The following is a 23,129-nucleotide window of genomic DNA, read 5'->3' on the forward strand; positions in this document are numbered from 1 at the left end:
CCCGGCGGGCCCGGGCCTCAGTCGCCGAGCATGCGGTGGGCGAGCAGGTGGAGCCCCGCCTCGATGCGTTCGGCGGACACGCCCCGGTCGCGGTGGTGGCGGTACAGCTCCGGGGCGAGCGGTGCCAGCAACTGGTCGGCGAGGACGTCCGGGTCCTCGGCCCGCGCCGCCGCGGCCAGCATCCGGACGTGTGCGCGCCAGAAGCCGTAGGCGCCGGTGGCCAGCCGGGCCGGGCCGGTCTCGGCGCCGAGCAGCAGGTGGGAGTGGCGCTCCAGCAGGCGGACCATCGCCGAGTAGAAGGCGCTCAGCCGCTCGGCCGGGGCGGCCACCGGCTCCGGGCCCAACGGGCCCTCCCCACGCAGGAGTTGCTCCTGGATCTCGTGCTCGTGGGCGTCCAGCAGGGCGCGCGCGATCGAGGCGCGGTCCGGGTAGCGGCGGTAGAGCGTGCCGCGGCCGACGCCGGCCGCCCGGGCGATGTCCTCCATGGTCACGGCGGCCGGGTCGCGGGTCGTGAACAGCTGCTCGGCCGCCCGGAGCACCTTGAGTCGGTTGCGGGCGGCGTCGGCGCGTTCGGTCGGTGGCATGGGCCGATTCTAACAAGTGGACGCTCTGTCCACTTGATGGCTAGCATCGTCACCAGTCAAGCGGACGCCGTGTCCGCTTGCGGAATCCCGGGGGTACCGTCATGCCGCAGCTCCTCCACCTCGACGCCAGCGCCCGCCGCAGCTCGTTCTCCCGCAGGATCGGCGCGGCCTTCGCCGAGGCCTGGCGCGCCGAAGCGCCGCAGGGCACCTGCACCTACCGGGACCTCGCGGCCGAGCCCGTGCCGCCGATCGGCGAGGCCTGGACGACGATCTGCGACACCCTGCTCCGCGAGGGCATCGTCGAGCCCGACCGCTACGCCGAGGCGGTCCGCACCGACGCCGAGCGCGCCGCGTGGGCGGTCCTCGAACCGCTGCTCGCCGAACTGCTCGCCGCCGACGTCGTCCTGATCGGCTCGCCGATGTACAACTTCGGCGTCCCGGCCCAGCTCAAGCTCTGGATCGACCAGGTCACCTTCCCGAAGATGAACCTGCGGCCGCGGCGCTTCGTGGTCGCCTCCGCCCAGGGCGGCTCCTACCGGCCGGGCATGCCGCGCGCGCCCTTCGACCACCAGACGCGCTACCTGGTGGACTTCTTCCACGGGCACTACGCCGTCGAGGACACCCTGGTCATCGGCGCCGAACTGGCGAACGCGACCGTGGACCCGGCACTGGCCGAACGGCTCCCGCAGCACGAGGAGTCGCTGGCCGCCGCCCTGGCCGAGGCCGCCGAGGCCGGCCGGCGGCTGGCATGCGAGGCGGTCGGGGCGGGCGCGGCGGCCGGGGCGCGTACCGGCGGGCGGGGGTGAGGCGGCCGTGTCCTGGCTCCTCCTGTTCGCCGCCGGCCTGGTCGAGGTCGTCTGGTCGCAGAGCATCAAGCCGACCGACGGCTTCACCCGCCCCGGCCCCACCGCGCTGTGCGTACTGCTCGGCGCGCTGTCCGTCTACCTGCTGTCGCGGGCCATGCGCGACCTCCCGGCCGGCCTCGCCTACGCGATGTTCACCGGCATCGGCACGGTCGGCGCCATCACGCTCGGGACCGTCCTGCGGCACGAGTCGCTCGGCGCGGGCCGGGCGGCCGCGCTGGCGCTGATCGTGGCCGGGCTCGTGCTCGCCCGGCTCACCGCCGCGGACTGACGGCGGCCCTCGCTGCGGCGGTGCCGGGCCGCGCTCGGGCCCGCCGTGGCTCGACGGCGCCGCGCCCAGGCCACCGCGGCTCAGGGCCGCCGAGGCTCGGGCCCGCGGTGGCTCGGCCGGCGCCGCGGCTCAGGCCCGCCGCGGTTCGACCGATGCCGCGAGCGCGCCCGGCAGTTCGGCGCAGGCCGTCCGGAGCCGTCGTGCGAGGTCGGCGCGGGTGTGCCCGGACGGCTGCGCCACCCAGCCGTCCATCGCCTGGTGGAACGCGGCGACCAGCATGTCCGTCGCCAGCCGGGCGCGCAGCGCGGCACCCGCCTCGGGGCCGTCGAGGGCGAACCGGCGGGTGACCGTCGACACCGCCTCCCGGGTCGCCCGCTCGCAGAAGGCCAGCCCGTGGGCGTCCATCGAGGGCGTCCGGGCGGCCAGTCGGCGGCTCGCCAGGGCGCGTTCGGCCCAGCCGTCGGCCGGCATCCGGTCGATGGCCTCGGTGAGAGTCCCCTCCAGGAGGGCCATCAGCCGGCCGTCGTCCGACGGCCGGCGCTCCAGCACCTCCAGGAACGTCGTCCACAGGTCCTGGGTGGGCGCCATCGCGACGTCCTCCTTGCTGGAGAACGCGCGGAAGAAGGTCCGCTTGGAGACCTCGACGGCCTCGCACAGCCGGTCCAGCGTCACCCCGTCGAAGCCGTGCTCGCCGAACAGCTCCAGGGCGGTGTCGATCAGCGCCTGACGGGTGCGCAGCTTCTTGCGCTCGCGCAGCGGGAGCGCGGCGCCCGGCGCTTCGGGGGCCTGTTCGGCACCCCGCTCCGGTGCCGTGGCGGTGGCCTTCTCGGGAGTCATCGCGGTCAGTCTAGTCGGGGCCGTAATGCCACCTGTAGGCTTATGCCACTCAGTGGCAGAATCTTGGGGAGGATCCTCCATGCGCGCACTCCTGGTCGACCGCTCGGCCCCCGGCGGCCTGCGCCTCGGTACGGCCCCGGACCCCGAGCCGGCGCCCCACCAGGCACTGGTCCGGGTCACCGCGACCTCGCTCAACTACGGCGAGGTCGCCTTCGGCCTCGACACGGCCCCCGACGGCACCGTCCTCGGCTGGGACGCCGCCGGCATCGTCGAACGCGCCGCCGCCGACGGCTCCGGCCCCGCCGAGGGGACCCCGGTGGTCACCCTGATGCCGGCCGGCGGCTGGGCCGAACTCCGGGCGGTGGACACCGGATTGATCGGCGCCGCACCCGCCGGTGCCGACCTCGCCGCCCTCGCCACCATCCCGGTCGCCGCCCTCAGCGCCCTGCGCGCGCTGCACCGCATCGGCCCGCTGCTCGGCCGCAGCGTCCTGGTCACCGGTGCCACCGGCGGCGTCGGCCGGTACGCCGTCCAGCTCGCCCGGGCGGCGGGCGCGCACGTGGTCGCGTCCACCGGCTCGCCGGACCGGAACGGCGAGGTGCTGCGCCGCCTCGGCGCCCACGAGGTGGTCGCCTCGCCGAAGGAGACCGCCGGGCCGGTCGACGGCGTGGTCGACGTCGTCGGCGGCCCCCAACTGGTCGAGGCCTACGAGGCCCTGGGCCCCGGCGGCGTCCTGGTCGCCACCGGCCACAGCTCCGGCCGGGGCGAGGACTTCGCGTTCGGCGCCCTGTTCGGCGACGCGAACAGGCACGACCGCGCGGTGGTCTCCTTCTACCTGCTCGGCTGCACCGGCCTCGGCCGCGACCTCGGGTGGCTCGCCCACCGGGTGGCGGCGGGCGAGCTGGACCCCGGTATCACCTGGCGCGGCGACTGGGACGACGCGGCCGAGGCGGTCGACACCCTGCTCGGGCGGCGGCTGCACGGCAAGGCGGTGCTGACCATCGGAGCCTGAGGCCTCCCTCGGGCCCGGTCCGGCTCCCGTCCGGCTCCCGTCCGGGGCCGCCGCGCCCGACCCGTCCGGGGCCGCCGCGCCCGACCCGTCCGGGGCCGCGCCGCACCGCCCGTGCGCGGCCCCGCCCACTCGGACGGGTCAGGAGCTGTCGCTGTGGAGCGCGATGTTGCCAAGCATGGGGACGTACGGGCCCCTCGGCCGCCGAACACCGACCAGGAGAGGGATCCTCGGTGCGTGAACTCCACAGTCCCCCCAGCCACGGCCCCGGCCACCGTCCGCTGCCGGGGCGTCCGCCGCTCGGCCGTTCCCAGGGCGGCGACCGGCGACCTGGCCGGAGCTGGACCCCGCAGCGCACGATCGCGCTGATCGCGGCGGCGTCCGGCGCCGTCGTGCTCGTGGCCTGCAGCAGCAGCTCGTCGGGCACGTCGACCGGCTCGCCGTCCGCCACCCTGCCCAACGCCAGCGCCTTCTCCGGCGAGCCGCCCTCCGCCATCGCCTCCGCCGCGCAGTCGCTGCTGGCCTCGGCGTCGGCCGCGGCGGTCTCGGCGTCGGCGGCCGCCTCCGAAGCCGCCGCTTCCCTCTCCGCGGCGGCGTCCTCCTTCCAGGCGTCCGTGTCGGCGCAGCAGGCGGCGACCCGGGAGAAGGCCGCCTCGGTGCTCAGCGGGGTGACGGACGGCGGCAACGCGCTGAACGACGTCACCATCACCGGCCTTCCCCGGCAGAGCACCGGCGGCCTGCACGCCGTGGTCGTCACGATCCAGAACCCGGGGCCCAATGCGGCCTCCTACGCGGTCCAGGTCGACTTCACCGATTCCAGCGGCAAGGCCGTGGACAGCTCGATCGTCGGCGCCGAGAACGTCCCGGCGAACGGCAAGGCCCAGCCCGTCGCCTTCAGTCGGCAGCCGGCCGACCAGCCGCTGACGCCCGTGGTGGTCAGGGCCGTCCGCTACTGACGTCCCACGGTGCGGCCCGACGGCCCGACGGCCCGGCACACGGCCGCCGGGCTACCGGAAGTCCGCCACGTGATCCCGCACCCACTCGCGGACGTCGCGCGGCGGACGCCCGAGCACCTCCCGCACGGTGCCGGTCACCCGCTCCGGCTCCCGCGTGAACGACTCCCAGGCGCGCAGCCGGGCGTCCACGAACGCCGCGTTCCCCCAGGCCGCCGTCAGCCGCTCGCGGGCCGTCTCCGGCGGCAGCTCCTCCCACCGCACCGCGACCCCCGGCTCCTCGCCGATGATCCCGGCCGGCTCGGTGTGCGAGAGCGACTCCGGGCCGGTGACCACGTACCTGGCGCCCTCGTGCCCGTCCTCGGTGAGCGCCCGGCCCAACGCCGACCGGGCGGGGGCTGTGCCCGGGGACTACCAGCCCGGCGCCACCGGCCCGACGGGTGCCAGCCCGACCTGCCGGGCCAGCCACTTGGCGCGCTCGACGTCGCCCTGGCGGAAGTGGATGAACAGGGTGTGGTCGTCCGCGGGCCGGTCGAAGTCGACGTTGTCGCTGCTGAGGACGATCTGGACGCCGGCGTCCTTGGCGCGGACGTCGAGGCCGAGTTCAGGGGCGGCCGGCCAGGCGAAGCCGTCCCAGGACAGTGAAGCGGGCGAGGAGCCGAGGAGGGCGAGGAACCTGTCCTCGATCGACCCGACGGGCCGCTCGTCCAGATGGAACGAGAACGGGGCCAGTGCGTCCACCCGGGGATCGCCCGCCTCGAACAGCCGTCGGAGCTCGTCGGTCCCGACGGGCCGCGCCTGGCCGCCCGGGTGCACGTGGTCGGGAAAGGCCTCGAACAGCCGCCGGGCCTCCGCCGCCGTGAGCTCGTCCGCGTACGCGTTCGCCTCCGTCGATCGCCGGTGCACGGTGATGCCCAGCAGCCGTTGGGCGGCGTCGTAGGCGACCCACCGGTTGGTGGTGCGCAGGACCGGAAGGACGTGCGAGGTGCTCATGGCGGTGAGTCAAACAGACCGGGCACGGAGCGTCATGCGGATTCTCCGGGCGGCCGGGCTCAGCCGTCGACGCGCACCACGTACTTGCCGGTCGCCAGCCCGTCCTGCATGGCGTCGTGGGCGGCCGGAACGGCGTCGAGGCCGGGCAGTTCGGTGACCGGAAGTTCGAGGCCCCCGTCGGCGAGCAGGTCGAGGACCCGGCGGATGGCGCGGGCCAGCCGCTCGGGGTCGGTGGCGGCCAGGCCGCGGTGGCTGAAGCCGGTGACGGTCAGGTTGCCCGCCATCAGGCGGCCGAGCGGGGGCAGGTCGGCGACGGTGCCGCCGCCCGCGTTGCCGAACAGCACGATCCGCGCGCCGGGCGCCGCCACGGCGAGGTCGAGGTCGAGCGCCGCGGTGCCCAGGGGGTCGAGCACCAGGTCGACGCCCCGGCCGCCGGCGGCGGCGCGAATCGCCTCGGCCGCTTCGTCGGTACGGGCGAAGGCGTGGTCGTAGCCGGAGGCGATCGCCGCCGCGGCCTTCTCCGGCCGGCCGACCGTGCCGATCAGCCGGCCGCCGCCGAGCAGCGGGACGAGCCTGGCGACGGCGTTGCCGATCCCGCCGCCCGCCGAGTGGACGAGGACGGTGTCCCCGGCGGTGAAACGGCCCGCGTCGGTCAGCAGCAGCACCGAGGTGGCCAGGCCCAGCGGGACGGCGGCGGCCTCGCGCAGCGCCACCCCGTCCGGGAGCGGCACGGTGAGCGCGGCCTCCGCGACCACCGCCTCGGCCAGGCCGGCGCCGACCGGCGCGGCGACCACGCGGTCGCCCACCGCCAGTCCGGTGACGCCCGCGCCGAGCGCGCGGACCGTGCCGGAGACCTCCTTGCCGGGCCGGTACGGCCAGTCGGCGGCGTACGCGGCGTCCCCGCGGCGGGTCATCACGTCCACGAAGTTCAGTCCGGCGTAGGCGACGTCGATCGCCACCTGCCCCGGTCCGGGGTGCGGCGCCGCGATCTCCTGGATCTGCGAGTTCTCGGCTCCACCGGGTGCGGTCATCACCAGTGCGCGCATGTCGGTCCCCCTCGACTACGATGTTCGACGAACGACGAAGTTGGTGCGGGTCAGTGGTACCACGCCGTTTCCATGGATGTCGAACATCGCAGATCGGAGAGGTCGACCCATGCCCCGCAGCACCCGCCGCCGACCGGCGCTCGCGCACCCCGAGACCGAGGAGATCGACCTCTTCGACGTCCTGCACGCGCTCTCCGACCCCACCCGGATGACCATCGTCCGCATCCTGCGCACCGAGCCCGAGCGGGCCTGCGGCACCTTCCCGGTGGACGTCGCGCCCTCCACCCTGAGCCACCACTTCAAGGTGCTGCGCGAGTCCGGCCTGATCGCCCAGCGCGAGGAGGCCAACCGGCGCTTCTCCGCCCTGCGCACCGTCGACCTGGAGCGGCGCTTCCCCGGCCTGCTCGACACCGTGCTCGCCGCGCACGCCCGTACGGCGGGCTAGCGGCCGGGGCGCGCTCGGCGCCTGCCCGGCCCGGGCGTTCGGCGCCTGTCCGGCGGCGGGTGTTCGGTGCCTGCCCGGCCCCGGGCGTCCGGCGCCCGCTCAACGACGGTGCCAGACGGCCCAGTTCTGCCCGGCGTCGAACCGCTCGATGTACCAGTCGGCGGGGTGCCCGGGCCAGTAGGCCTCCGGCGGCCTCCCCGCCCCGGGCAGCGGGAGGACCATGACGTTCGCCTCCGCCGGGACGGGCTGCCAGCGGGGGTCACGGAACCAGACCCGACCGCGGTAGACCTCGAAGGTCTGGGCGGCGCGCAGCGACCAGTCGACATCCCAGGCGAACACCACGTTGTCGTCCGCGGTGATCCCGGAGGCGCGGGTGAAGCCGGTCGCCAGGCCCTCCCGCCCCACCGCGTGCGGCCGGGCGACCTGCGCGGTGATCGTCGAGGTCGCGAAGGCGGCGAACAGCGCCAGCGAGACGCCGAGCGCCCCGAGCACCCGGCGCCCCCCGCTGTTGCGGACCAGCACCACCGCGCCGAGCGCGAACACCACGGCGGCGCAGGTGCGGGGCAGGTCGATCCGGCCCCAGTCCGCGGCCAGGAACGAGACGTCGGGCAGGGTCCAGGGGATGAACATCGACGTGTGCAGCCGCTCGCCGGCCTCCAGCGCCACGACCCCGGCGAGCAGCAGGACGAGCCCGGCCGCCACCGCCGCCGTCCGGACCAGTGCCCGGCGCCCGTACCCGGCGAGCACCGCGACGCCCGCCACGAAGGCCGACGGGACGAGGTAGGAGGTGTAGCGGGCGTACACCCAGTCGTCGACCCGGCCGTCCAGCGGTAGCGCGGCGGAGGCGGCCAGGGCCGTGCCGAACAGCAGCGCCACCAGCACGCCGCCGGTGATGCGCAGCGCCCGCGGCGGGCGGCGGTCGAACGCCGCGCCCAGGCAGGCGACGACGGCGAGTCCGCCGATGCCCCAGGTGGAGGCGATGAAGTACCAGACCTGGCCGGCGGCCCGGGCGAGGGTCTGCAGGGCGATCGCCGGATCGGTCAGGCCCTTCCAGAGGGAGCCGCCGACATCGCTGTCCGGGACGGTGAACTGCGCGTGCAGCCAGGCCGACAGCAGCTCGGCGCCGAGCACGCCGAGACCGAGCGCCGCGAGCCCGGGCGCCGTGGCGCGCCACGGCGCCCGGCGCAGCAGCAGCACGCCGAGGAGGACGGCGGCGGTCAGCGCGACCACCACGCCGCCGCGGTCGTGCACCGCCATCGCGCAACCGGCCGACGCCCCCGCCCCGACGGCGTGCCAGGTGCGGCGCCGCAGTGGGCCGTCGGCCAGCCAGCCGTGCAGGCAGAGCAGCCAGGCGAGCACCAGGACGGGCAGCACGGCGTCGGTCATCACGAACTGCGAGTAGAAGACCACCGGCGGCAGCAGCGCGGTCGCGGCGCCGAAGGCGTACGAGCGGCGGCGGTTCAGGCCGAGGCGGCGCAGTGCGACGTGGGCGAGCGGGAAGACCAGCGCGTTGACGGCGGCGTTGACGCCCATGACCAGGTGGTAGGCGGTCGCCGGGTCGTCGGCCAGGCGCAGGGCGGGGGATATCAGCAGGGGGTAGCCGCCGGGGACGACCACGCCGACCGGGATCTCGGTGGCCGAGCCGCCGGCCAGTACCCGGGCCAGGGCGAGATAGGAGTCCTCGTCGGGGTGGACCGACGGGAAGCTCATGGACCGGACGAGGACGAGCCGGAACAGCAGCTCGGCGAGGTAGCCGGCGAGCAGCACGGCGGCGGGCCGGGTGGCGGCCGTCCGGACGGCGGCGGCGCGGGCGGTGGCGAGCAGGGCCGGGGCGGGCCGGTCCTGGGCGGGCCGGTCCTGGGCGGGCCGGGGAGGGTGCGGCCGGGTCGTCGTGCGGGGTGACATGGGAGTGCCCCCTTCTGTCGGACTGTCGGACGACTGTATATGTCGATGGACTGCATATGTAGTCCGACTGGTTCCGAAGAAGGGGTGGTTCCTGGGATCCGTCCGGGCCGACCGGTCGCCGCGAAGTCCGGCACGACCTCGCGCGGCGGCGTCGCGGCGGCGGTAGTGGCGGCGGTAGTGGCGGCCCGCCACGTCCGCCCGGCGACGGGCTCGGCGCCGGACCCTCCCCCGGGCGGGCGGGGGAGGGGCGCGTCAGCCCGCCGTGGATGCGCCCCGGCCGCTCAGCGCAGCCGCGAGGAGGACAGGATCGACGCCAGGTGCGCGACCACCATGCCCCAGGTGATCACCGTGATGCCCGCGAGCGTCCACCGGGTGGCGTCCAGGTTGCCGAGCCCGGCGTCCACCACGGCCGCCGCCAGCAGCACCAGCGAGGCCTCGATGCCGTTGGTCACCCGGTGGATCTTGAACAGCGAGGCGACCTTGCGGGCCGTCGCGATGCCCTGGGAGCGCGGCTGCGTCGACTCCTCGGTGGCCGGAAGCTGCCCGCTGCGGGCCCGGGCCACGTCCACCAGGTCCGTCGAGGCCTTGAGCAGCACCACGCCCAGCGCGGCCGCCAGCCCCGCCGACACCCACAGCTCCGAGCCGCCGCGCGCCGCCCGTACGCCCGCGCCGATCATCAGCGCGGCGTCCGCCAGGTAGGCGCCGAGCCGGTCCACGTACACCCCGGCCATGCTGAACTGGCGCTTCCAGCGCGCCACTTCGCCGTCCACGCAGTCGAACAGCAGGAACAGCTGGAACAGCACGACGGCCAGCGCCGCACCGGTCACACCCGGGATCAGCAGGGCCGCGCCGCCGCCGACCCCGCACACCACCATCACCCAGGTGAGGGTGTTCGGCGACACCGAGGTGCGCACCAGCTGCCGGGTGGTCCGCAGCGAGACGGCCCGCATGTACAGCCGGCCCGCCCAGTGCTCGCCGTTGCGGCTCTGAAGCTTGGCCTGCGGCTGGCACACCTCGCGCAGCTCGGCGAGCGCCGGAGCAGCCACCATGACGACATCCCTCCACCTGTCCCGAAACGATCACCACAGGCTACGGCCTCCGGGGAAACGCCCGGACCAGCCGGTATGCCGCCGGCGGTACGGGAGGTGTCCTCCGGGGGAACGTCTGCCGCGGACGTCCGCGGGCCGGGTGCGGCCCGGGCGGGCGGCGGGCCGGACGCGGGCGGCGGTGGGCGCGTGCGGGCCGCGGGGAAAACCGGTGGGCCGCCCGAGCGCCCCCGGGCTAGGCTGCGCGGGTTCGCCGGAACCCGAAGCCCCGGGGCCGAACGCCCGCCCCGACCTCCCGCTCCCGCACGCCGGTTGACGCGGTCCGCGCGGCCCGAACGGTCTCCCGGAACGGAACGAGGAGCGCAGACCCATGGTGACCACGGGCAGCCCGTCACAGAGCCCCGACCTGGCCCGACTGCTGGACGACCACCGCCCGCAGGGCCCGGCGGAGACCGCCGACCACGAGCGGGCCCGCCGCCTCCTCGGCGTCGCCGACGCCTGGAACAGAAGCACCTTCCCGCTGCACTTCACCGCCTCCGCCCTGATCGTCCACCCGCCGACCCGCCGCGTCCTGCTGCGCTGGCACGTCCGCCAGCAGGCCTGGCTGCACGTCGGCGGGCACGGCGACCCGGGGGAGACCCGGCCGCTGGACATCGCCCTGCGCGAAGGCCTGGAGGAGACCGGCCTGACCGACCTCACCCCCTGGCCCGGCCCCGCCCTCGTCCACCTCGCCGTGGTGCCCGTCCCGGCCTCGCCCGCCGAACCCGCGCACGAGCACGCCGACCTGCGCTTCCTGCTGGCCACCGACACCCCGGAGCAGGCCCGGCCGGAGAACCCGGCGTCCCCACTGGAGTGGCTCACCGTCGAGGAGGCCGGGCGGCGGACCACCGAGGAGAACCTCCGCGAGACCCTCCACCGCGCGGCCCGCCTGCTGCCGCCCGCCGCCTGACCGGCCTCCACCGCCGCCCTTTCCCGCCGCCGTTCCCTGCAGCCGTTCCGTGCCGCCGTTCCCTGCCGCCGTTCCCTGCCGCCCGACCGACTTCCCCTGGAGACCACCGGATGATGCACACCGACCAGACCCTGATCTTCGACGCCGACGACACGCTCTGGGAGAACAACGTCCTCTTCGAGCGGGTCATCGACGGCTTCCTGGACTGGGTCACCGCCACCCCGGCCGAGCAGGAGCACACCAGGGCCCTGCTGAACCGGATCGAGGCCGCCAACTCCGCCACCCTCGGCTACGGCGCCACCGTCTTCCGGCAGAGCCTCGCCGACTGCCTGGAGCAGCTCAACAGCCGCACCCCCACGAGCGCCGAGCAGGCCCGGATCGACGACCTGCTCACCCCGCTGACCAGCCGCGACGTCGAACTGATCCCCGGCGTCGCCGACACCCTGGCCGCCCTCGCCGACCGCCACCACCTGCTGCTGCTCACCAAGGGCGACCAGGGCGAACAGCAGCGCAAGGTGACCGAGTCCACCATCGACCACCACTTCCGCGGCATCCACATCGTCGCCGAGAAGTCGGTCGACACCTACCGGCAGCTCACCGCCGACCTCGGCCTCGACCCCGGCCGGACCTGGATGATCGGCAACTCGCCCAAGTCCGACATCGCCCCCGCCCGCCGGGCCGGCCTGCGCACCGTCTTCATCCCGCACGAGCACACCTGGGTGCTGGAGCACGCGGAACTCGGCCCGGACGAGGCGACGCTGCAGCTCGGGACCTTCCCCGAGCTGCTGCGCCACTTCTGACGACCGGGCCGTCGGGTCATCGCCCGTCGGGTCATCGCCCGTCAGGCCAGCAGCGCGGCCGCCGGCACCGGCGTGCCGTCCCGGTACAGCCAGGCCCGCTCGGCGGCCGACCAGACACCGGCCGTCAGCAGGTACAGCACGGCGGCCGCCGGCACCAGCGCCGCGAACAGCACCGACCCGAACGACAGGTACGGCAGCAGTCCCGCCCCCGGCTGCGGGGCGGGCTGCGCCGTCGCCTTCGCGGCCGCGGCCGTGCGTCGGGCCCGGCGGAAGTTGACGAACCCGACCGCCGCCAGCCCGGCGAACAGCACCCCGAACACCGCCCACTGCCCGGCGCCGTGCGCACCCGTGACATGCAGGCCCAGCGGCACACCGAACAGGGTGTGGTCCAGCAGATCGTTCGGCGTGGTGAACAAGCGGTACATCACCGAGAAGAACGGCACCTGCACCAGCAGCGGCAGACACCCCGCGAACGGCGACACCTGCTCCTTGCGGTACATCTCGGCCAGCGCCTCCCGCAGCCGCTCCGGCCGGTCCTTGTGCTTCCTCTGCAGCGCGGCGACCTTCGGCGCCAGCCGCGCCCGGGCCTTCTCCCCGCGCGCCGCCGCCCGCGTCAGCGGGTGCAGCGCCAGCCGGACGGCGACGGTGAACAGGACGATGGCGAGCGCGGTCGGCACCAGATGGGCGACAGCGGCGACGACGGCGTGCGCCAGGGCGACGGCCGGGTCGAGAACGGCGAGTACGGACATGGTGGAGCGAGCCCTCCGGGGTCTCAGGAATGAGTGAACGGCGGAGGACGGCTGCGAAGAACTGCCTACGGAAGAAGGGGGTTCACGCGGCCGCCAGGGCCGCCCCCGGCGCCCTCGGGCGTCGCCTGCCCCGGGCGTCCGGATCACGCTGCGGAAGGAACGCCGTACCGAACGCCCGACGCCGCAGCACCCCGCTGCGCACCGCCGCCGGTGCCCGCGCCCCCAGCAGCCGCGCCCCGGCCAGCGCCCCGGCGACCGCCCCGGCCACCAGCGCCACGGCCGCGACGGCGGCCACCGACGCCAACGTCCCGCTGTCGGCCACCAACTCCCCGGTCAGCACCCGGAGCAGGCCCAGCAGCATCGCGACGACGGTCACGGCGCGCTCCCCCTCCCGGTGCCCCATCGGCTTCCTGACGTACCAGCAGGACGATCCTACGGCGCACCGGGTTCCCGCTCCATCGGGGAAATCCCCTACGGCGCATCCATCCCGTACACCCACACCCGCGCGCCCCCGTCCGCCTCCGTCGCCAGCCACAGCTTCGCCGCGAGCCGCTTGTTGTGCCCCGGCAGCGGCTCGGCGAGGAAGGAACCCTCCCGCAAGGGGCCCGCCGCCCCCGGATCCGGTGCACCCGCGTGCCGGAACCCTTCCAGCGCACCGCTGTCGACCGGGCTCTCGACGCTCGGCTCCACCGCCGTCCCGAGATCGGCCAGGAACCGCTCCTCCTCGCCCGGCGGCAGCCGGAACGAGAGGTACGCGGTGTCGTCCTGGAACCCCTTCTGGTAGGCCCAACGCACCTCGCCCGCCGACGCGGGCGGCCGCACGCGCGAGAACTCCCCGACGAACTCCGACGAGACCGTCATCCACGACCCGGGCCGCCCGCTGTCCGGCGCCGGATGCCGGTCCCACTCCCGCAGCCAGTGGAGCCCTCCCGCGGCGGCCCCCGCCAGCACCAGCGGCACCACGATCGCCAGCAGCACCACCCACCGTTGCTTCCGCGTCATGGCGTCCTTCCCCCAGGTGCGGTGGGTTCGTCGAGTCGGACGGTGATCGGCTTGGTCCTGCCGACGATGTCGAACTCCTGGGCCAGTCCCGTCTGGTGCAAGGTCGCCATGTCGTGGTCCGTGACGGTGGTTCCGGCGATCGGCGTGCTCTTGCCCTCGTCCCAGTTGTAGCGGTCCCAGACATTGACCTGGTACTGCAGTGACACCTGGGGCTTGCCGTCCGGCCCTGGGACGGCCGTCACCACTCCGGACGTGAGGTACTGGTGGCCTCCGATTGCGCGGTACCAGTTGAGATCATCGAACCTCCGGGTGCCGACCGGACTCTCGACGGGGATCGCGACCGGCACTCCCCCCGACTTCTCGAACGCCTCCACTGCGGCCTGACGCCATTTGTCCCTGTTGGCGGCCAGCTGAGCATCCGCGCTCGCCCGGAAGCCGGCGTCGTCGCGAAGCATGGGCTCGACGGCCAGAATCAGGGGCTTTCCGTTGCCGTCCAGGTAGTGCGCCATGTTGCGGGCGGCATCGGGGTAGCCGGCGAGCGCACCGCCGCCGACCATGCTCGCGACCTCCACCCGCATCACCTGGTCGGCGATGCCCGGTTCCCGGACTCCCCACGGTCCGGCCCCCTTGTCCGGCGACGACCACTCGTACTCCGTCGGCCCCAGGATCCCGGCCTTGATCAGGTTGTCCGCATCGGCCGAGAGCAACCCGGCCCGTAGCGCGGGGTCGAGTGCGGCCCACCAGGCCTTCCGTGCCGCGGGATCGGTGGGCATGCCCATGGCCGTTTCCAGATCGCTCAGGGCGTTGGCGGCCCCGTCCGGATGCGTCGCCGGGTCGACCTCCTCCGGGTTGAGCGCGCGCAGGGCCGCGGCCACGGCGTTGTCGGCCTCGGTGGCCGCCGTCAGTGCCGCGGTCATGTCCTGGACGTGGTGCTGCAGTTCGTCCCACTTCCGCTTCCGGTAGGCGATCGCCTCGGGGTCGTTGTGCTCCTCGGGCGGCAGGGCGGGCAGGGTGACTGTGCCGTCGTCGGCCACGGTGGCGCCCAGGCCCTCGGCATCGCCGATCGCTCGCAGCAGCTTCTGCTGGGCCTCGGTGAAGGCCTTCCGGGCACGGTGCAGCGCGGCGGCGACGGCCAGCGCCTCGTAGTGGAACGCGTGCAGTTCGTCGGCCAGGAAGCCGATCTCCCGTACGGCCTCATCGGCGGCCGCGCCGGTCCAGGGCCGGCTTCCGGCGGCCGGAGGCGCGTACGGGCCGCCGCCTCCCGAGAGGGGATGGAGCACACCGGACCGCAGCCGGCCGGCGAGGTGCTCCAGGTGGCCGGAGACGCCGTTCCAGGTGCCGCCCGCGTGGTCGAGGGAGGCGAAGGAAGCGTGGCGGAGCAGGGCGAAGGTCACCATGGTTCACGGCCCCTTGAAGCCGGCCGCGGCGGAGCCGTCGGCCGCCCGGTAGCCGCGTGCGGTGGCGTCGAGGCGGTCCGCGGTCAGGCCGAGCCGGTTGTCGAGGCTGGTCCAGCGGGCCTTCCACCAGGTGAGCGCCTGCGACAGCGCGGGTCCGCCGGCAAATCCGCCGGCCAGAGCCTGGACCGCCGCGGCGGTGTCGGGTTCGACGTGGCCGACCGAGAACTGCAGCTCACCCCGTATCCGCCGCGATTCGCCGGCGGCCTGCTGGAGCACGGCCGGCTGGACCAGGACGGACGGGCCCGCGGTGCCCGTCCAGGGCCCGGCCGTGCGGGGCGGGCTGAACGGATCCTGTGGTGGTGGCGCGTCCTGGCCGTAGAGCCAGGGATTCAGGTCCTTCTCGCTGGTTCCGGACACGACAGAAGCCCCCCTCTGTTCGAATGATCGGTGGTCGAACCTAGCCGATCGGGCGCGGGCGGGGGTGGGTTTCGGGGGGAACGGGCGGGGGCCGTTCGGGGTGTAGCCGGCGGGGCTACGCGGGGCTACTTTGGAAGGGTGAAGACGATTACCCAGCGGGAGTTCCGGAACAACTCCGCCGCGGTGATGGACGCGGTGGAGGCGGGCGAGACCTTCCACATCACCAGGAACGGGGTCGAGGTCGCCGAGCTGCGGCCGGTGTCCGGGCGTCGGCGGCTCACGGCGGAGGAGCTGGTGGCGCGGCACGTGAAGCTGCCGCGGGTGGACCACCAGCAGATGCGCAAGGAGGCCGAGGAGTACTTCGGGCCCGAGGAACTGGTCGGGGACGAGGGAGACGACCCGTTCGAGCGGCGGCGTGGCTGAGCGCCGCAGGGCGTCCCGGAGGCGGCCGGCCGGGGTGCTGGACACCTGCGTCTACATCGACCTGGCGCTGCTCAACGCGTCCGACCTGCCGGCGGTGCCGGAGCTGACCGCGATCACCTTCGCCGAACTGCAGCAGGGCGTGTCGATGGCCCGGGACCCGGCCAGCCGGGCCGCCCGGCTGGAAGTGCTGGGCGCGGCGATGGCGGACTTCGACCCGCTGCCCTTCGACGCGGCGGCCGCCGCCCGCTACGGGACGCTGGTCACCCTCACCATCGCCGCCGGGCGGCAGCCGCGCCCGCGCCGGATAGACCTGATGATCGCCGCGGTCGCCTCGGCCCACGGGCTGCCGCTGTACACCCGCAACGTCGCGGACTTCCGGGGGCTGGGCTCGGCGGTGGAGGTCATCGGGGTGTGAGGGCGGCGGCTCCCTCCTGCTCGACCCGGTCGGCCAGGGCGGCCGCGTGCCGCAGTGCCACCGCCCGGTCCCGGGTGCGCAGCAGGACGGTGTTGCCCCCGCGCTTGTCCCGGTCGCTCCCCGCCTTGGCGGCGACGGCCCAGAGCGGGCGGCCGAGCAGCTGCAGGACGAGCCAGCGGAGCCCGGAGTCCAGGCCCACGAGCACGGCGTACGGAATGAGGACGATCAGTCCTTCGCCGCTGCCCGGATCGACGTTCCGGAACGGGTTGTAGTCGTTCAGCCGCTTCCGGGTCGCCCTGAACCGCCCGAGCCACACCACCGCGATCCGTACGGTCACGGCGTCGGGCCCGGTGGCGTCGACGTAGCCGAGGGCGTCGGCTCCGGTCCGGCGGCCCTCCGCCCAGGCCGTCCGGTTCGCGGCGATGGAGGTGGCCAGCTCGCGTTCCCGCGCCTCGGCCTGCTGTGCCTTCTGCCGCGCCTCGAACTCCGCGGTCCACGCGCTCTCGCGCTTCTTCTGTTCGGCGGTCCACGCCCGTTCGCGATCGCGACGCTCGTCGGCGCCGATCTGCCGCCCCCGTTGACTGCTCATCCGCTCATCGTAGGAGGCGAGTCCGTGGGGGCGGCAGGTTCCGGCGAGGCGTTCCTCAGCCCGGACGGACCGCCGTGCCGGTCGCGGCGGACGTGCGGGCGGCCTCCAGTACGGCCAGGGCGGCCACCGCGTCGCGCGGGTCGACCGGGGGCGGGGTGCCCGGGTCGGTCAGGGCGGCGGCGATGCCCGTGTAGAAGGCGGGGTAGTCGCCCGGGTCGGTGGGCAGCGAGATCGCGGACTCGTCGGTGCCGAGGGTGCCGTAGTGCGCGGGCCGGTCGGCGCCCCAGGGGTGGGTGCCGTCGGGGCGCAGGCCGGCCCGCAGGTCGGCCTCCTGCGGGTCCATGCCCGTCTTGACGTAGCCGGCGGTGTCGCCGAGGACCCTCAGCCGGGGCCCGATCAGCGGGGTGACGGCGCTGGTCCACAGGTGCGAACGGGTGCCGCAGGTGTGGGTGAGGGCGAGGAAGGCGTCGTCGTCAACCACCGCGCCGTCGCGCCGCACGTCGATCTCCGCGTACACCGTCTCGACCGGTCCGAACAGGGTGAGCGCCTGGTCGACCAGGTGGCTGCCCAGGTCGTACAGCGTGCCGCCGACCTCGGCCGGGTCGGCCAGCTCCCGCCAGCCCGGCTTGGGCTTGGGGCGGAAGCGCTCGAAACGGGACTCGAAGCGGTGCACCCGGCCGAGCGCGCCGCCGCGCACCAGCCGGGTCGCGGTGAGGAAGTCGCCGTCCCAGCGCCGGTTGTGGAAGACGGAGAGCAGGACGCCCCGCTCCTCGGCGAGCCGGCACAGCTCCCGTGCCTCGGCGGCGGTGCCGGCCAGCGGCTTGTCCACCACGGTGGCCAGGCCGGCCCGCAGCGCGGCGCGGGCGAGCGGCGCGTGGGTGCGGTTGGGCGAGGCGATGACGACCAGGTCGAGCGCGTCCGGGTCGGCGAGCAGCTGCTCGGGCGTGTCCACGGCGCGGGCGCCGGGGTGCTCGCGCGCGAGCTGGGCGCGCCGGTCCGGGTTGGCGGTGACCACGGCGTCCAGCCGCAGCCCCGGGGTGGTGGCGATCAGCGGCGCGTGGAACGCGGAGCCGGCCAGGCCGTAGCCGATCAGGCCGACGCGGAACGGGCCGGGGGTCGTCTTCGGGTTCATGCGCCTACTCAATCACGAGGTGCCTGATTGCTCCCGGTTCGGTGAACGGCGCCGGGCAGTACGGAGGGCGCCCGGGCGGGAGGGTCCTCGGGGTGGGTCGTCGGGGAGGGTCGTCGGGGTGGGGCCTCGGCGTGCCCGCCGGGCCGGTGGAAGCGGCAGGTGACGCGGGTGCGGGAGGCCGGGTCGGCGCCGGTCCGGTGGGCGGGACGTCCTGTTCCCGCACACCCGGGCGGATTAGGCTGTGCCGGGTCAGGGCCCTCGTACGACGCAAGACGCTGCAACACTTCGGGAGACACGCACGTGGCAGACCGCAAGCCCATCGAGTCCTGGCTGACCGACATGGACGGGGTCCTCATCCACGAGGGCACGCCGATTCCCGGGGCGGAGGAGTTCCTGCGCAAGCTGCGGGAGTCCGGCAAGCCGTTCCTGGTCCTCACCAACAACTCCATCTACACTCCGCGCGACCTCAGCGCCCGGCTGGCCGGGATGGGGCTGGAGGTGCCGGAGGAGTGCATCTGGACCTCCGCCCTGGCCACGGCCAAGTTCCTCAAGAGCCAGCGGCCGAACGGCACGGCGTACGTGATCGGCGAGGCGGGGCTCACCACCGCCCTGTACCAGGCCGGTTACGTGCTGACCGACAACAACCCCGACTACGTGGTGCTCGGCGAGACCCGCACCTACTCCTTCGAGGCGCTCACCAAGGCGATCCGCCTGATCAACCAGGGCGCCCGGTTCATCTGCACCAACCCGGACGAGACCGGCCCCTCCCCGGAGGGCGTGCTGCCGGCCACCGGATCGGTCGCGGCGCTGATCACCAAGGCGACCGGCGTCGAGCCGTACTTCGTCGGCAAGCCCAACCCGCTGATGATGCGCGAGGCGCTGAACACCGCCGGGGCCCACTCCGAGACGGCGGTGATGATCGGCGACCGGATGGACACCGACATCGTCGCGGGCATGGAGGCCGGCATGGAGACGATCCTGGTGCTCACCGGGCTGACCGCCGCGGCCGACGTGGAGCGGTTCCCGTACCGGCCGACCCGCGTGGTCCAGTCGATCGCGGACCTGGTCGAGCTGGTCTGACCTCCGCGGTGCTGTCGTGGGCCCCGTTCCGGCCGGTCGCCGGGGCGGGGCCGCTGCGTATCCGGGGGAGGCGTCGCGGCGTACCCGGGGCGGGGCCGCTGCGTACCCGGGGAGGGGGCGGGCGGGCGCCGGCCGGAGCCCGGAACCCGCTCCGCGGGCGTGAGTTGTCGGTGGGGCTGTGTAGCGTTCGGGGTGAAAGAGGGCGTGCGGCGCAGCAGCCGCGGTGTTGGAGGTAGATGTCGTGACGGACACGGTCGAGGCGGGCGTGGTCGAGGCCGGCGAGGGCGGCGGGCTGGAGCTGCCCGAGTCCTGGCGCGGGGTGCTGGGCGCCGAGACGGAGAAGCCGTACTTCGCGGAGCTGGCGGCCTTCGTGGCGGCCCAGCGCGCGGAGCACGAGGTGTTCCCGCCGAGCGGCCAGGAGTTCGCCGCGCTGGACGCCACCGCGTACGACAAGGTCCGGGTGCTCGTGCTCGGCCAGGACCCGTACCACGACAACGGGCAGGCCCACGGCATGAGCTTCTCGGTGCTGCCGGGCACCAGGACGCCGCCGTCGCTGCGCAACATCTTCAAGGAGCTGGACGCCGACCTGGGCATCCCCGCCCCGGACAACGGCTACCTGATGCACTGGGCCGAGCAGGGTGTGCTGCTGCTCAACGCGGTGCTCACGGTCCGCGCGCACGAGGCCAACTCGCACAAGGCGAAGGGCTGGGAGAAGTTCACCGACGCGGTGATCAAGGCGGTGAGCGACCGCGAGGAGCCCGTGGTCTTCGTGCTGTGGGGCAACTACGCGAAGAAGAAGCTGCCGCTGATCGACACCGCCAAGCACGTGGTGGTGCAGGGGGCGCACCCGTCGCCGCTGTCGGCGAAGCTGTTCTTCGGCAGCCGTCCGTTCTCGCAGATCAACGCGGCGCTGGACTCCTTCGGCGCCGAGGCCATCGACTGGCAGGTGCCGAACCTGAAGGAGGCGTGAGCCCCCGCCGGAGCGCCGCCGCGCGTTCCTGAGCACTTCCGGGCGCCGGTGGCCGTGGACCGGACGGGTTCGATGTCCCGTCCGCCCACGGCCACTTGGCGTTCACCGACGGTGGGCGTCGACCGGTGCCGGGTGTGCTTAGCTGGTGCCGACCGGTCGCCGGACCGGTCCCGGGGAGGAGCGGTACGTGCACGGGCTGGGGCGGGCAGGGGCGTTGCGCGGGGCCGTGGGGGCGCTGCTGGCCGGGGTGGTACTGGCGGCCGTGTCCGGCTGCAGCGGGTCGGACGGCGGCGAGCCGCGAACCGGGTCCGCTCCGTCCGCCGCGGGTGCGGCCGGTGGCGCGGCGGCGGGCGCGGGCTTCGCCCAGCTTCCCGGCCAGGCCTTCTACGTCTCCGACCGGACCAACGCCGCCCACCAGGTGTCCGCGCTGCGCGGGCAGGGCCGGACGGCGGAGGCCGACGAACTGCTGCGGATCGCCGCCCAGCCCTCCTCGCAGTGGCTCGGCGAGCAGGGCGCCGGGGAGATCGCCGAGCAGGTGAGCCGACGGGCCGCCGAGGCGGGCCGGACGGCGGTCTTCGTCGCCTATGACATCCCGCACCGCGACTGCGGCCAGTACTCGGCCGGCGGCGCCCCCGACGCGGCCGCCTACCGGGCCTGGATCACCGGCGTCGCCCAGGCCCTCGGCGACCGCAAGGCCTGGGTGGTGCTGGAGCCGGACGCCGTCGCGCACACCCTGGACACCTGCGGGATCAAGGGCGACCTGGCCGCCGAGCGGTACGGCCTGCTGGCCTTCGCCGTCCAGGAGCTGAAGAAGAACCCGAACGCGCGGGTCTACCTGGACGCGGGCAACCCCGGCTGGGCGCAGGACCCGGAGGAACTGGCCACCGCCCTGCGCAAGTCGGGCATCGCGGCGGCGGACGGCTTCGCCGTGAACGTCGCCAACTTCTACGACACCGCGCGGAACGCGGCGTACGGCGCCAGGCTCTCCGCGGCCCTGGGCGGGAAGAACTTCGTCATCGACACCAGCCGCAGCGGCAACGGGGCCCTGGGCGGCGACTCCTGGTGCAACCCGCCCGGGCGCGCGCTCGGCGAGCGGCCGACCACCGAGACCGGCCGGCCCGGGGTGGACGCCTACCTGTGGATCAAGAACCCGGGGGAGTCGGACGGCGACTGCGGCCGGGGCGAGCCCCGGGCGGGCGAGTTCTGGCTGCCGTACGCGCTCGGGCTGGCGCAGGCGGCGCGCTGACGCCGCCCGGGCCGGCCCGGGCCCGCACGGCGCGGGCCGTTGCGGCTACGCGGTGACCTGGATCCAGCGGGCGACCGACGGGGTGCCGGCGGCGTCCGTCAGGAACAGCATGTACCAGCCCGGCGGCAGCAGGTCGGGGTTGCGGGGCAGGGTCAGCGAGACGCCGTCCGCCGTCCGTCCGGTGATGTCCAGGGCCACCGAGCGCTGTTCGACGTCCGTCACGTGGGTGACCGAACTCGGCCGGATCAGCCTGGCGCCGGCGACCGCCTCCGGCCGTGCGGTGCCGACGGCCAGCGTGCCGCCGAGCCCGGCCGCCTGCGGAACGGCACCGACCTGCGGGCGTTCGCCGTGGTACAGGTACGGCGGGGTGTAGATCTCGATGCGCTGCTCGAAGCCGCCCGGCCTGGTCTCGGCCTTGTCGGCGAAGAGCGGGTTGGAGCCCAGCACGGCGACCCGGCCGTCCGGCAGCAGGAGCGCCTCGGAGTGGTAGTCGCGGCCGACGGCCGGCTCGGCGGCGGTGCTGAAGCTGTTGGTGTCCGGGTGGTACACCTGCGCCTTGAGCAGGTCGCTGTCGCCCCGGCCGCGGTAGCCGCTGGAGCCGCCGGTGGTGAAGACGGTGTCGTCCGGGAGGATCACGCTGTTGAGGTAGCGGGTGCCGCCGGCCGGCAGGTCCGGGCCCGGGGTGAAAGCGGGTGCGGCGGAGGACAGGTCCGCGATGTCGGTGCGGGCCGTGGACAGCGGGGACTCGCCGACGCCACCGCCGCCGAGCACCATCACCTTCTGCGCCTGCGCGGGCGGCAGCAGCACCGAGGAGGAGGTCTCGGTGAGATTGGGGTCGCGCAGGCCGGGGACGGGCTGGAAGGCCCCGGTCGACACGTCCCACAAGCCGGGCTCGCGGCCCTTGTCGCCGGGGCCGTAGCCGCCGTTGGAGCCGGAGTAGAAGAGCTTGCCGGAGGCGGTCAGGAAGATCGCCGGGTAGGTCGGGAAGTAGTGGTCGGGGCCCTTGGACCAGGACTTGGTCCTCGGGTCGTAGACCTCGTTGTCGTTGCCGTTGAGGATCTCCCCGGTGTCGTCCAGGCCGGAGACGGTGACCACCCGGCCGTCGCCCAGCCCGGTCAGCGTCGGGTACCAGCGGGCGTGGGCCATGTCGGTGACCGGCTCGTAGAGCTCGGTGTCCGGGTTGAACTCGAAGGCGGAGCGGATGCCCTGGTACTCCTGCTTGTCCAGGGTGAGCTTCTCGTTCTGCCCGTACAGGTTGTGGGCGTCGGTGCCGCTCAGGCCCTTGATCCGGTACTGGGCGGGGGAGTCGGAGACGTAGTCCGGGCCCGGGCCGACCGCCTCCACGTACACCCGCTGCTCGCCGGCGGTGACCACGGTCTCGCGGCCGGAGCCGGTCTTGGTCGCGGCCGGGACGGTCACCGGGGCTGTGCTGGCGTACTCGTGGCCGTTCGGGGCGACGAAGACGGTGCCCTTGGGGAAGGTCCGGTCGCGCTCCGGGCTCTCGTTGCGCACCCGCATGATGCCGGCCGCCTTCTTCACGGCGGCGGCCAGCTTCTCGTAGCGCTGGGTGCCGCCGGCCACCAGGACGCGGCCGTCCGGCAGCGAGGTGTGGCCGCCGCAGAACATGTCGGCCGGGGTGGGGACCAGCTTGTAGGTGTTCGCGGCCGGGTCCCAGAGCAGGCTCTTGAAGGTGCCCGCGTTGAACTGCTTCTCGTCGTTGCCGGAGCCGGCCACGATCAGGACCTTGCCGGTGCGCAGCAGGGTCGCGTGTACGGCGTTGACCCGGAACTCGGCGGGCAGCGACAGGGTCTGCCAGTGGCCGTACTGCGCCTTGTACTCGGGGCGGTTGATCACGTAGTGGTGGTACTGCTCGGAGGCGAAGCCGAGGACGGCCGGAGCGTTCATCCCGGCCACGGTCAGCGCGACGGTGCTGCCGAGGGCGAGGCGCTTGGTGCGGCCGGCCTTGTGGATCTTCACGGTGGGTGCTCCCCTCGGGAGGCGGTCGGGT

General features: G+C 74.5%; 27 protein-coding genes. 12 read left to right on the forward strand and 15 right to left on the reverse strand.

Annotation, left to right across the window (positions count from 1 at the left end; genetic code table 11):
- Positions 1-17: 17 nt before the first annotated feature.
- Positions 18-584, reverse strand: coding sequence for a TetR/AcrR family transcriptional regulator (locus ACFWJ4_RS04250; protein ID WP_380538939.1), 567 nt, complete (start codon positions 582-584; stop codon positions 18-20).
- A gap of 101 nt (positions 585-685) precedes the next feature.
- Here ACFWJ4_RS04250 and ACFWJ4_RS04255 point away from each other — a divergent pair, with 101 nt between their 5' ends.
- Positions 686-1,390 (forward strand): NAD(P)H-dependent oxidoreductase, encoded by a 705-nt coding sequence (locus ACFWJ4_RS04255; protein WP_380538942.1) that lies wholly within the window; start codon positions 686-688, stop codon positions 1,388-1,390.
- Positions 1,391-1,397: 7 nt separating this feature from the next.
- Positions 1,398-1,718 (forward strand): DMT family transporter, encoded by a 321-nt coding sequence (locus ACFWJ4_RS04260; protein WP_380538945.1) that lies wholly within the window; start codon positions 1,398-1,400, stop codon positions 1,716-1,718.
- Between the two features lie 129 nt (positions 1,719-1,847).
- Here ACFWJ4_RS04260 and ACFWJ4_RS04265 read toward each other — a convergent pair whose 3' ends face one another.
- Positions 1,848-2,555: a TetR/AcrR family transcriptional regulator gene (locus tag ACFWJ4_RS04265; RefSeq protein WP_380538948.1), complete on the reverse strand. Its 708-nt coding sequence runs from the start codon at positions 2,553-2,555 to the stop codon at positions 1,848-1,850.
- 79 nt (positions 2,556-2,634) lie between these two features.
- On the opposite strand from ACFWJ4_RS04265, the gene ACFWJ4_RS04270 reads away from it, so the two are divergent.
- Both ACFWJ4_RS04270 and ACFWJ4_RS04275 read left to right on the forward strand, forming a co-directional pair.
- The gene (locus tag ACFWJ4_RS04270; RefSeq protein WP_380538951.1) at positions 2,635-3,567 is read left to right on the forward strand and encodes a zinc-binding dehydrogenase; all 933 of its coding nucleotides are present in this window, start codon (positions 2,635-2,637) and stop codon (positions 3,565-3,567) included.
- 230 nt (positions 3,568-3,797) lie between these two features.
- The gene (locus ACFWJ4_RS04275) at positions 3,798-4,520 is read left to right on the forward strand and encodes a hypothetical protein (protein WP_380538954.1); all 723 of its coding nucleotides are present in this window, start codon (positions 3,798-3,800) and stop codon (positions 4,518-4,520) included.
- A gap of 51 nt (positions 4,521-4,571) precedes the next feature.
- On the opposite strand, the gene ACFWJ4_RS04280 is transcribed toward ACFWJ4_RS04275, so the two are convergent.
- The 3 genes from ACFWJ4_RS04280 to ACFWJ4_RS04290 are packed head-to-tail and all read right to left on the reverse strand — an operon-like array spanning position 4,572 to position 6,556.
- Positions 4,572-4,898 (reverse strand): hypothetical protein, encoded by a 327-nt coding sequence (locus ACFWJ4_RS04280; protein ID WP_380538957.1) that lies wholly within the window; start codon positions 4,896-4,898, stop codon positions 4,572-4,574.
- Positions 4,899-4,928: 30 nt separating this feature from the next.
- Complete coding sequence (locus tag ACFWJ4_RS04285; RefSeq protein WP_380538960.1) at positions 4,929-5,510, reverse strand: hypothetical protein; 582 nt, start codon at positions 5,508-5,510, stop codon at positions 4,929-4,931.
- 59 nt (positions 5,511-5,569) lie between these two features.
- Positions 5,570-6,556, reverse strand: a complete 987-nt coding sequence (locus tag ACFWJ4_RS04290) for a zinc-binding alcohol dehydrogenase family protein (protein ID WP_380538963.1) — start codon at positions 6,554-6,556, stop codon at positions 5,570-5,572.
- A 109-nt stretch (positions 6,557-6,665) separates the two neighbouring features.
- Between ACFWJ4_RS04290 and ACFWJ4_RS04295 the strand changes: the two genes are divergently transcribed.
- A complete protein-coding gene (locus ACFWJ4_RS04295) occupies positions 6,666-7,001 on the forward strand; it encodes an ArsR/SmtB family transcription factor (protein ID WP_380538966.1) in 336 nt (111 codons plus the stop codon).
- Positions 7,002-7,100: 99 nt separating this feature from the next.
- On the opposite strand, the gene ACFWJ4_RS04300 is transcribed toward ACFWJ4_RS04295, so the two are convergent.
- Both ACFWJ4_RS04300 and ACFWJ4_RS04305 read right to left on the reverse strand, forming a co-directional pair.
- Positions 7,101-8,906 (reverse strand): hypothetical protein, encoded by a 1,806-nt coding sequence (locus ACFWJ4_RS04300; RefSeq protein WP_380538969.1) that lies wholly within the window; start codon positions 8,904-8,906, stop codon positions 7,101-7,103.
- 281 nt (positions 8,907-9,187) lie between these two features.
- Positions 9,188-9,955 carry a CDP-alcohol phosphatidyltransferase family protein gene (locus ACFWJ4_RS04305; RefSeq protein WP_359901911.1) on the reverse strand — a complete coding sequence of 256 codons (768 nt, stop codon included), beginning with the start codon at positions 9,953-9,955 and terminating at the stop codon, positions 9,188-9,190.
- 367 nt (positions 9,956-10,322) lie between these two features.
- Here ACFWJ4_RS04305 and ACFWJ4_RS04310 point away from each other — a divergent pair, with 367 nt between their 5' ends.
- A complete protein-coding gene (locus ACFWJ4_RS04310) occupies positions 10,323-10,901 on the forward strand; it encodes an NUDIX hydrolase (protein WP_380356505.1) in 579 nt (192 codons plus the stop codon).
- A gap of 110 nt (positions 10,902-11,011) precedes the next feature.
- Positions 11,012-11,701: an HAD family hydrolase gene (locus ACFWJ4_RS04315; protein ID WP_380538972.1), complete on the forward strand. Its 690-nt coding sequence runs from the start codon at positions 11,012-11,014 to the stop codon at positions 11,699-11,701.
- Between the two features lie 41 nt (positions 11,702-11,742).
- Here the strand turns inward: ACFWJ4_RS04315 and ACFWJ4_RS04320 are convergent, their stop codons facing one another.
- From ACFWJ4_RS04320 to ACFWJ4_RS04340, 5 genes are all read right to left on the reverse strand, one after another.
- Complete coding sequence (locus tag ACFWJ4_RS04320; RefSeq protein ID WP_380538975.1) at positions 11,743-12,450, reverse strand: YidC/Oxa1 family membrane protein insertase; 708 nt, start codon at positions 12,448-12,450, stop codon at positions 11,743-11,745.
- Between the two features lie 82 nt (positions 12,451-12,532).
- Positions 12,533-12,826 carry a DUF6412 domain-containing protein gene (locus ACFWJ4_RS04325; protein WP_380538978.1) on the reverse strand — a complete coding sequence of 98 codons (294 nt, stop codon included), beginning with the start codon at positions 12,824-12,826 and terminating at the stop codon, positions 12,533-12,535.
- Positions 12,827-12,921: 95 nt separating this feature from the next.
- On the reverse strand, positions 12,922-13,452 hold the full coding sequence (locus tag ACFWJ4_RS04330; protein ID WP_380538981.1) for a hypothetical protein: 531 nt from the start codon (positions 13,450-13,452) through the stop codon (positions 12,922-12,924).
- Entirely contained in the window at positions 13,449-14,849 is a 1,401-nt protein-coding gene (locus tag ACFWJ4_RS04335; protein WP_380538984.1) for a hypothetical protein, read from the reverse strand. The genes ACFWJ4_RS04330 and ACFWJ4_RS04335 overlap by 4 nt, the downstream gene beginning before the upstream one ends.
- A gap of 3 nt (positions 14,850-14,852) precedes the next feature.
- Positions 14,853-15,266 carry a hypothetical protein gene (locus tag ACFWJ4_RS04340; protein ID WP_380538986.1) on the reverse strand — a complete coding sequence of 138 codons (414 nt, stop codon included), beginning with the start codon at positions 15,264-15,266 and terminating at the stop codon, positions 14,853-14,855.
- 138 nt (positions 15,267-15,404) lie between these two features.
- On the opposite strand from ACFWJ4_RS04340, the gene ACFWJ4_RS04345 reads away from it, so the two are divergent.
- Together ACFWJ4_RS04345 and ACFWJ4_RS04350 are read left to right on the forward strand one after the other, a co-directional pair.
- Positions 15,405-15,689 carry a type II toxin-antitoxin system Phd/YefM family antitoxin gene (locus ACFWJ4_RS04345; protein WP_359901889.1) on the forward strand — a complete coding sequence of 95 codons (285 nt, stop codon included), beginning with the start codon at positions 15,405-15,407 and terminating at the stop codon, positions 15,687-15,689.
- 34 nt (positions 15,690-15,723) lie between these two features.
- Positions 15,724-16,104 (forward strand): type II toxin-antitoxin system VapC family toxin, encoded by a 381-nt coding sequence (locus ACFWJ4_RS04350; RefSeq protein ID WP_380538988.1) that lies wholly within the window; start codon positions 15,724-15,726, stop codon positions 16,102-16,104.
- Here ACFWJ4_RS04350 and ACFWJ4_RS04355 read toward each other — a convergent pair.
- On the reverse strand, positions 16,091-16,693 hold the full coding sequence (locus ACFWJ4_RS04355; RefSeq protein WP_380538990.1) for a hypothetical protein: 603 nt from the start codon (positions 16,691-16,693) through the stop codon (positions 16,091-16,093). The genes ACFWJ4_RS04350 and ACFWJ4_RS04355 overlap by 14 nt on opposite strands.
- A gap of 55 nt (positions 16,694-16,748) precedes the next feature.
- A complete protein-coding gene (locus ACFWJ4_RS04360) occupies positions 16,749-17,825 on the reverse strand; it encodes a Gfo/Idh/MocA family oxidoreductase (RefSeq protein WP_380538993.1) in 1,077 nt (358 codons plus the stop codon).
- Positions 17,826-18,125: 300 nt separating this feature from the next.
- Here ACFWJ4_RS04360 and ACFWJ4_RS04365 point away from each other — a divergent pair, with 300 nt between their 5' ends.
- The 3 genes from ACFWJ4_RS04365 (at position 18,126) to ACFWJ4_RS04375 (ending at position 21,121) form a co-directional block, all read left to right on the forward strand.
- Positions 18,126-18,905 (forward strand): HAD-IIA family hydrolase, encoded by a 780-nt coding sequence (locus ACFWJ4_RS04365; protein ID WP_359901877.1) that lies wholly within the window; start codon positions 18,126-18,128, stop codon positions 18,903-18,905.
- Between the two features lie 241 nt (positions 18,906-19,146).
- Positions 19,147-19,875 carry a uracil-DNA glycosylase gene (locus tag ACFWJ4_RS04370; protein WP_359901874.1) on the forward strand — a complete coding sequence of 243 codons (729 nt, stop codon included), beginning with the start codon at positions 19,147-19,149 and terminating at the stop codon, positions 19,873-19,875.
- A 187-nt stretch (positions 19,876-20,062) separates the two neighbouring features.
- Positions 20,063-21,121: a glycoside hydrolase family 6 protein gene (locus ACFWJ4_RS04375; RefSeq protein WP_380538996.1), complete on the forward strand. Its 1,059-nt coding sequence runs from the start codon at positions 20,063-20,065 to the stop codon at positions 21,119-21,121.
- A 45-nt stretch (positions 21,122-21,166) separates the two neighbouring features.
- Here the strand turns inward: ACFWJ4_RS04375 and ACFWJ4_RS04380 are convergent, their stop codons facing one another.
- Positions 21,167-23,098, reverse strand: coding sequence for a galactose oxidase-like domain-containing protein (locus ACFWJ4_RS04380; protein WP_380538999.1), 1,932 nt, complete (start codon positions 23,096-23,098; stop codon positions 21,167-21,169).
- Positions 23,099-23,129: the final 31 nt, after the last annotated feature.

This window comes from Kitasatospora sp. NPDC127067, assembly GCF_042724755.1.
Taxonomy (GTDB): Bacteria; Actinomycetota; Actinomycetes; order Streptomycetales; family Streptomycetaceae; genus Kitasatospora; species Kitasatospora lactacystinica.

Coding starts and splice junctions, on each gene's coding strand:
- ACFWJ4_RS04285 (WP_380538960.1), bottom strand. CDS start 5,510: ATGAGCACCTCGCACGTCCTTCCGGTCCTGCGCACCACCAACCGGTGG.
- ACFWJ4_RS04360 (WP_380538993.1), bottom strand. CDS start 17,825: ATGAACCCGAAGACGACCCCCGGCCCGTTCCGCGTCGGCCTGATCGGC.
- ACFWJ4_RS04270 (WP_380538951.1), top strand. CDS start 2,635: ATGCGCGCACTCCTGGTCGACCGCTCGGCCCCCGGCGGCCTGCGCCTC.
- ACFWJ4_RS04355 (WP_380538990.1), bottom strand. CDS start 16,693: ATGAGCAGTCAACGGGGGCGGCAGATCGGCGCCGACGAGCGTCGCGAT.
- ACFWJ4_RS04305 (WP_359901911.1), bottom strand. CDS start 9,955: ATGGTGGCTGCTCCGGCGCTCGCCGAGCTGCGCGAGGTGTGCCAGCCG.
- ACFWJ4_RS04315 (WP_380538972.1), top strand. CDS start 11,012: ATGATGCACACCGACCAGACCCTGATCTTCGACGCCGACGACACGCTC.
- ACFWJ4_RS04330 (WP_380538981.1), bottom strand. CDS start 13,452: ATGACGCGGAAGCAACGGTGGGTGGTGCTGCTGGCGATCGTGGTGCCG.
- ACFWJ4_RS04295 (WP_380538966.1), top strand. CDS start 6,666: ATGCCCCGCAGCACCCGCCGCCGACCGGCGCTCGCGCACCCCGAGACC.
- ACFWJ4_RS04250 (WP_380538939.1), bottom strand. CDS start 584: ATGCCACCGACCGAACGCGCCGACGCCGCCCGCAACCGACTCAAGGTG.
- ACFWJ4_RS04255 (WP_380538942.1), top strand. CDS start 686: ATGCCGCAGCTCCTCCACCTCGACGCCAGCGCCCGCCGCAGCTCGTTC.
- ACFWJ4_RS04300 (WP_380538969.1), bottom strand. CDS start 8,906: ATGTCACCCCGCACGACGACCCGGCCGCACCCTCCCCGGCCCGCCCAG.
- ACFWJ4_RS04290 (WP_380538963.1), bottom strand. CDS start 6,556: ATGCGCGCACTGGTGATGACCGCACCCGGTGGAGCCGAGAACTCGCAG.
- ACFWJ4_RS04335 (WP_380538984.1), bottom strand. CDS start 14,849: ATGGTGACCTTCGCCCTGCTCCGCCACGCTTCCTTCGCCTCCCTCGAC.
- ACFWJ4_RS04310 (WP_380356505.1), top strand. CDS start 10,323: ATGGTGACCACGGGCAGCCCGTCACAGAGCCCCGACCTGGCCCGACTG.
- ACFWJ4_RS04320 (WP_380538975.1), bottom strand. CDS start 12,450: ATGTCCGTACTCGCCGTTCTCGACCCGGCCGTCGCCCTGGCGCACGCC.
- ACFWJ4_RS04265 (WP_380538948.1), bottom strand. CDS start 2,555: ATGACTCCCGAGAAGGCCACCGCCACGGCACCGGAGCGGGGTGCCGAA.